The organism is Chroococcidiopsis sp. (assembly GCF_051657925.1).
In the GTDB taxonomy this organism is placed as follows: domain Bacteria; phylum Cyanobacteriota; class Cyanobacteriia; order Cyanobacteriales; family Chroococcidiopsidaceae; genus Chroococcidiopsis.
In genome coordinates this window covers 1-6,367 of the sequence record NZ_JBOFLP010000272.1, presented here as the reverse complement: position 1 = coordinate 6,367, position 6,367 = coordinate 1, and the positions used below count along the sequence as shown (strand labels likewise).

Annotated in this window: 8 protein-coding genes; 6 read left to right on the top strand and 2 right to left on the bottom strand. The window is 42.2% G+C overall.

The features are described from left to right. From ACRC32_RS22575 to ACRC32_RS22550, 6 genes are all read left to right on the top strand, one after another. Positions 1-193: nuclear transport factor 2 family protein (locus ACRC32_RS22575; RefSeq protein WP_438556081.1), on the top strand; the 193-nt coding region annotated here is incomplete at its 5' end. A gap of 96 nt (positions 194-289) precedes the next feature. After that, positions 290-670, top strand: coding sequence for a nuclear transport factor 2 family protein (locus ACRC32_RS22570; protein WP_438556080.1), 381 nt, complete (start codon positions 290-292; stop codon positions 668-670). 291 nt (positions 671-961) lie between these two features. Then, positions 962-1,429: a VOC family protein gene (locus ACRC32_RS22565; protein ID WP_438556079.1), complete on the top strand. Its 468-nt coding sequence runs from the start codon at positions 962-964 to the stop codon at positions 1,427-1,429. Positions 1,430-1,860: 431 nt separating this feature from the next. After that, entirely contained in the window at positions 1,861-2,958 is a 1,098-nt protein-coding gene (locus tag ACRC32_RS22560; protein WP_438556078.1) for an alkene reductase, read from the top strand. Positions 2,959-3,667: 709 nt separating this feature from the next. Further along, on the top strand, positions 3,668-3,817 hold the full coding sequence (locus tag ACRC32_RS22555) for an IS1/IS1595 family N-terminal zinc-binding domain-containing protein (protein ID WP_438556077.1): 150 nt from the start codon (positions 3,668-3,670) through the stop codon (positions 3,815-3,817). Between the two features lie 41 nt (positions 3,818-3,858). Further along, entirely contained in the window at positions 3,859-4,539 is a 681-nt protein-coding gene (locus tag ACRC32_RS22550) for a cupin domain-containing protein (protein ID WP_438556076.1), read from the top strand. A gap of 187 nt (positions 4,540-4,726) precedes the next feature. On the opposite strand, the gene ACRC32_RS22545 is transcribed toward ACRC32_RS22550, so the two are convergent. Then, on the bottom strand, positions 4,727-5,437 hold the full coding sequence (locus ACRC32_RS22545) for an SDR family oxidoreductase (protein WP_438556075.1): 711 nt from the start codon (positions 5,435-5,437) through the stop codon (positions 4,727-4,729). 189 nt (positions 5,438-5,626) lie between these two features. After that, positions 5,627-6,367: hypothetical protein (locus ACRC32_RS22540; protein ID WP_438556074.1), on the bottom strand; the 741-nt coding region annotated here is incomplete at its 5' end.

Here is a 6,367-nt window from a genome sequence, read left to right as displayed (position 1 = left end):
ACAGGATATTATTGCTCAAGATAACAAAGCAATGACTCTCAACCATGAAAGAGCATTCAATCGGTCTACTGGCAGAGTTTATGAAGTGCCAATCGTCCACTACATTGTTGTCCAAAATGGCAAAATTGCTAAATTCAATGGCTTTATGGAAACGGGTCCATTAATTGCAGCTTTTCTCGATCGCGATATTTAATCGGCAACACGTTTGGGAAGTCTTCCGATCGTAGCTGTAATACTTAATCTAGCTGCCATCTTCAAAATCTTTTTTTGCTTGTCTCAGGAGATCGATATGAATACAAGAGAGATAGTGAACAAATACTTTGAGACTGTTAACGCTGGTGATTGGGAAACGTGGCTAACTCTATTCGATAACAATGTGGTGATGGATGAGCAACTAGCAGGTCGAATCGAAGGTGTCGAGAAGCTGAGAGGAGGAATTGCTGGACTCAAAAAAGGCTACTCTAGATTTCAAAACCATCCACTGCACGTAGTTGTTGAAGGTAACAAAGCTAGCGTTGTGTGGCATATCGAAGCAGCCAATGCCAGTGGCGTACCAATTGATGCCAAGGGTACAAACTATTTTCAGATTGAAAACGGAAAGATTACCTATATGGCGAACTTTCATGACACTGTTCCTTTTAATCCTTTTGTCAAGCAACAGCTAGGCTAAGTACTTTAAATTGAATAGAAAAAGTTAGTGTTAATGAGGTTTTGGACGAGCAGATTTTACATTTTGGAGTCAAAACGTACATCCAAGGTCGTTCTCCAAGCATGATTATTGGAAGGTTAAGACCAATCGCTCTGAACGTTCAAATCATAAACATAAGCTTTTTCTTATTCAAAAATTGTGGTTCGAGATATTAAATCAGCAAGATTTACAGACAGTAACCGCACCTTATTTTTATCTCGAAGTGTAAATTAAATTGAACAAGTATAACTCAAAAATGCGGAGAGAAAATTGATGGCTTGGCTCACCTTTTCTCAGATAGCAATCACTTGCAAAGACCCGCTCGTAACCGAGCTATTCTACACTAAAAACTTCGGCTTTAAGCGAGCTAGAGTGGCAAAACTTCCTGATGGAGATCAAATTGTCTTTATCAAGATGGCTGATAGTGAATTCTACCTTGAACTGTTTAGGGCTAAAGAGGAATTTCCTCTAGCTTCTCCTATCAATGATGGACCTCAGTATCCTGGCTTGCGCCACCTTGCTTTTAAAGTTGATAATGTGGATGCTAAGTTGGCTGAGATAGGCAACGATGCCAAGATTACTCTCGGACCACTGAATTTTGATGACTATATCCCTGGATGGCGTACAGTTTGGATAGCCGATCCAGATGGCAGGATTGTAGAAATTAGTCAAGGATTTGTCGATGAGGATAATCCACTGTCTCTAGAAGCAGATTTGAACAATCTAGTTTTATCAAAGTAAAACAATTGCGATATCTTCTTTGAAATATACATCCAAATCCTATAGGTGGGCTAAATCAATGCTCTCTGTGATGTAATTTATTTGTGGAGATGTTGACAGTTAACCAATAACTTTTAAGGTGTAAAGGTAGCAATATTGCTATTTCCGTGCTATGCATCGGCTACAACCGCTACACAGCAAAGCTTTCACCAAGAAAATTAAATCACTTCAAGACGCATTTTGGACATCCGAAAAATTGGTTTGGAATTCTTTGGCTAAGCTTTTCGAGACTTGGATGGTACTTCGTCGTAACCCTACTATTTTTAGCTCATGACAGTTCATGGCACAATTTTGGAATGTTTTTCACAAGTAGTGTGAAATAGAACTAGTTTTTCTTTTTGTTTGCACAGATTACAGTGAACTCCATCAACAGCTCTTCAAGAGGCTCTCCGATGAAAACTCTCTTCACCCCTATTCATGTCGGCAACCTCACTCTGCCAAATCGCATCATCATGCCGCCTTTGACACGCAACCGCGCAGGTGTAAAAGGTATCCCAAACGAGTTGAACGCAGAATACTATGCTCAACGCGCAACCGCTGGATTGATCGTCGCGGAAGGCACCTATCCCCATCCCACAGGTCGCGCTTACACTGGGCAACCGGGAATCTACACTGATGAACAAGTCGCAGGGTGGCGGCTGGTCACGGATGCTGTGCACCAAGCAGGTGGGCGCATCTTTTTACAACTTCACCACGGCGGACGCCTGACCCATTCTTCTCTACTCCCTAATGGGGTTTTGCCCGTAGCTCCAAGCGCCGTGCGTCCCAAAGGAAAAGCGCATACCTCGTTTGGCAAAGCCGACTATGAAACACCACGAGCATTAGAACTTGCAGAAATTCCTCAAGTGGTCGAGATGTTCCGCTATGCCACAGAACGTGCGGTGGTAGCAGGATTTGATGGTGTAGAACTGCATGGAGCTAATGGCTATCTACCTCATTTATTTCTATCAAATTTGACGAATCTACGAACCGATAAATACGGTGGCAGTGTTGAAAATCGAACACGTTTCTTCCTGGAAGTGGTGAAGGCAATGGTTAGTATCAATGGTGGTAATTATGTCGGTGTGAAAGTTTCACCATGGAAGTTTTTGCCCAACGATATCGAAGAAATCGATACAGAAGCAATCTACCCCTATCTAGCAAAACAACTTTCTTTGCTGGGTTTGGCATATTTGCATGTGCAATTGCCAATCGTCACGTTTGATAATCAACCCGATGCACCGTTTGATTTGGCAAAACTGATTCGTCCAAACTTTCAAGGTGTAATGATGGTGGATGGCAGTTTAGATCGAGAAAAAGCGATCGCGCGTATAGAATCTGGCGATACCGATCTGGTTGCTTTTGGTCGTGCCTTTCTCGCTAATCCAGATTTAATTGAGCGCTTACGGATCGATGCTCCGTTAAATCAGGTGGATTACAACACTTTCTACACACCAGGAACCCAGGGCTACACAGACTATCCAACCCTACAACAACTCAATGCTGCATAAAGCATTAACTCACGATCGTTAACCGTGCCGTCTTAGAAAATGGCTATCTCCAAGCCCTCATTGTTGAATCTGAGGTAGCTTTACTTATTCTTAGCGAAGAAGAAATTCAGAAGTTGATTGTGCAAATTGTAGGAAAGATAGCAACGCTGTTTTTCTCGTACTATGTAATGGCTATCACCTTTACACACTAGAACTTACACCAAGAAAATTAGTTTACTTCAAGACGCATTTTTCATATCCAAAAAATTGTTCTGGAATCCTTTGGCTATGAACTTTTCAAGAATTAGATAGCACTTCGTTGCAGTCTCGCTATCTTTAGCCCTACTAAAGTTGTATGGAAGATGAGGTGATTTGATGCTGAGAATGACTAAACTCTCTAGACGATCGCGTCGGACATTGCTACTAATACTGCTGAGTGGTCTGGTTTGCGGGCTGGTATGGCTAATGAGCTTACTTGTTCCCACAGTTGATTTTTTGCCATTCAGCGAATCTGTGGCTAAAGAACAAAACCCAATGAAAATAGCAAGCAACGTATCTAATACTCGGGTTGAGTATGCTAATAATCAACTCAGTAATAACCTTAAACAAAACAATGTCACTGTTATAGTTAGGGGTGGAGCAACGCTCAAACAGTGATGTTCTAGATTTGTTCTTTTTATAGCGAAGTTCTGCTGAAATAAAAGGAGCCAGCACAGGTAGAGACTTATGAATGATTCTTAAACCGATTCACTGCTCAAACTGCGATGGCGTTGAAGTCATCAAACATGGAAAGATCCGCGATAGTAAACAACAATACTTCTGTCAAAATCCCAAGTGCCATCGCCACACTTTCTATTTTACTCCTATTCAGAATGACTAAAGAGCAACTATCTAAGAATTTAGCTAGAGGAATACATATCCATGGTCAATACGAAGTTGTTGATGGTTATCGCTGGAGCGGCGCTTTGCGTTTTCTCCTCAAGCTTGAATCCCGATCGCGCCAATTCGCAATTGAATGATGATAAGGAAACGTATTCAGATTCAACATCCTCTGAGCAAGGACTTCAGGATTTCTTAGTGATACCGTCGGGTACACCAGATCGTCCGGTGTATGATGTATTAGGCGGGAGGTTTACGCTTTTAGCAACTGGCAAAGAGACAGGTGGGCAGTTTTCGCTCATTGAGGTTTTGAGTCCACTAGGGGCTGGGGTTCCATTGCATATCAACGCCGATGTAGATGAGACATTCTTCATCAAAGAAGGAGAGTTGACGTTCCAATTGGAGGACAAAATTGTGATTGCGTCTGCTGGAAGCTTGGTCTACCTTCCTAGGTGCAGAGCCTTCTCATATGTCAACTCTGGAATGACAACAGCAAAGTTTTTATCTTTTATTACTCCTGGTGGAAAACTTGAGAATTTTTTCCCAGAAGCGGGACAGCTAGTAACCGAACCGTCTGCTCCGATTGCACCACCATCCCAGGATATCGTAAGAATCAACGCGATCGCTCTCAAGTACAAAATACAACTCCTATCCCCCTCTAACGCCTCAACTCCTGGTGACACAGCAGGGTATTGCCAAAGTGAACAAACGGTTCGCAACTAGTAGTGTGAAGATATCTAGGTGGCGGATGATATTTGTGTCTCCGATGTTTGGGGATGAAGAAATACTTATAAATTGGAGTACTTTGTTAATTTTTTAGTAGAAGCTAACATTTAGCTTCTACTTGACTTCGTTTGTCTCAGGAATATTGTGAGGCTGATGCTAAGAACATCAGCCTCAATCAACAACTTCAATGCAATCGCCCTCCACCATCTACATCTAAAATTGCTCCGGTAGTGAAGCCATTTTCGATCAGGAAAGAGACTGCCTGTGCAATTTCATCAGGTTTCCCAACACGCCCAACAGGTGAGTCTCCAGCTAGTTGCTTAAAGAAATCTGCTTTTTGCTCTGAGGTCATCCAATCATAAACTGGAGTGTCAACAAGACCAGGCGAGAGAATATTAATGCGCAGTGGAGCAAGCTCTTTTGCCATCGTGAATGCCATTGCTTGAATTGCACCATTTACCGCAGCTACCCCAGTTGTACCAGGAATTGCAGAGCGGCTTGTACCCCCGATGACAAATACTATCGAACCATCAGAGCGAATCTTACTTAGAGCAGCTTGAGTACATAGGAAAAAACCATAAAACTTTTGGTCGAAAGCGACTTTTAAATCTGGCAATTTCAGATCGCGAAAACTGCCCCAAGCTGTTTGTCCACTGCCGACTAACGCTAAATGATCAAAAGACCCAACTTGTTCGAAGAAAGATGCCACTGAGGAGCTATCTGTAAAATCAAGCGGAAAACCTGTACAATTTCCTGCTATTTGGGAGAGTGCTTTATCGATCGTGGCTTGAGAACGACCAGAGATGACGACGCGATATTCTTCGCGGCTTAGAGTCTGCGCGGTTGCCAGACCCATACCTGCTGTACCACCTATTACAACAACAGTTTCGCTCACGTTCAAATCTCCTCTTTTTATTTTATAAGTATGATGCACAAGTTTGATAGAATTGAGGCAACATTCTTGTGCTTATCGATCTTGTTGACAATACTTGACCTGCCTTTTTCTACTGCAAAACTTTGCATTTTCTCCACGGCAGTCACTTTCAATCGCTTATTACTGCGTCAGGGATTAGAGTAATTTGATTTAAGCAACATTTACCCAGAAATCAGCAGTAACGATTTTACCGTTCCGGTTGAATTGCGCCCAAAGTTTATATTCTCCTGGCTGAGGAAACTGAGTGATGAAATGCACTTCACTTTTGGGGACTCCTTTGAGTGCATGGGCATGAATGTAGTCAGATGCTGTGAGTAGCGAAGAACGCCTGAAGATGACTAAATGCCCCAGTTCGCCTAAATAAGGTTGAAGGTCTACAACAAGCTGGTTGCTATCAGCCTGTTGTAATTTAAGCATTAGGGTAACTTCTTGACCAGCTTTGAGAATTGATTCAGAACTAGTGAGTTCGACCTTTGTATCAGCAAAAGTCTTAATACAATCCAGTTCAATTGGCGGGGTGGGTGAACTTTCCCCAGAAATTTGTGTTCTCAGAAGGGAAACTTGTTCTGTTTGACTAGTAGGTTTGTAATCACTTAGAAGAGTATATCTACCAGGTTGAGGAAAACTAGCCGTGACCTCAAAGTGCCCATTTTGTTTGTATGTAGGATGAATATGATTGAAAAACTGAAGATCGTCACTAACAACAATCAAATGCATCAATTTTTCATGGAAGATGTCAAAACTCGGAATTGCTTTACCAGATTCGTCTCGAATATCAATCGCAAAGGAAACAGGAATATTGGGAGTAATGTCTGTTAGTGCTGCGAGTTCTGCCTGGGCGATCGCCCTTATCCCTACCATTGAGTGTCCGCTATGATTCATGCTATTCAT

Coding starts and splice junctions, on each gene's coding strand:
- ACRC32_RS22570 (WP_438556080.1), top strand. CDS start 290: ATGAATACAAGAGAGATAGTGAACAAATACTTTGAGACTGTTAACGCT.
- ACRC32_RS22560 (WP_438556078.1), top strand. CDS start 1,861: ATGAAAACTCTCTTCACCCCTATTCATGTCGGCAACCTCACTCTGCCA.
- ACRC32_RS22550 (WP_438556076.1), top strand. CDS start 3,859: ATGGTCAATACGAAGTTGTTGATGGTTATCGCTGGAGCGGCGCTTTGC.
- ACRC32_RS22565 (WP_438556079.1), top strand. CDS start 962: ATGGCTTGGCTCACCTTTTCTCAGATAGCAATCACTTGCAAAGACCCG.
- ACRC32_RS22555 (WP_438556077.1), top strand. CDS start 3,668: ATGATTCTTAAACCGATTCACTGCTCAAACTGCGATGGCGTTGAAGTC.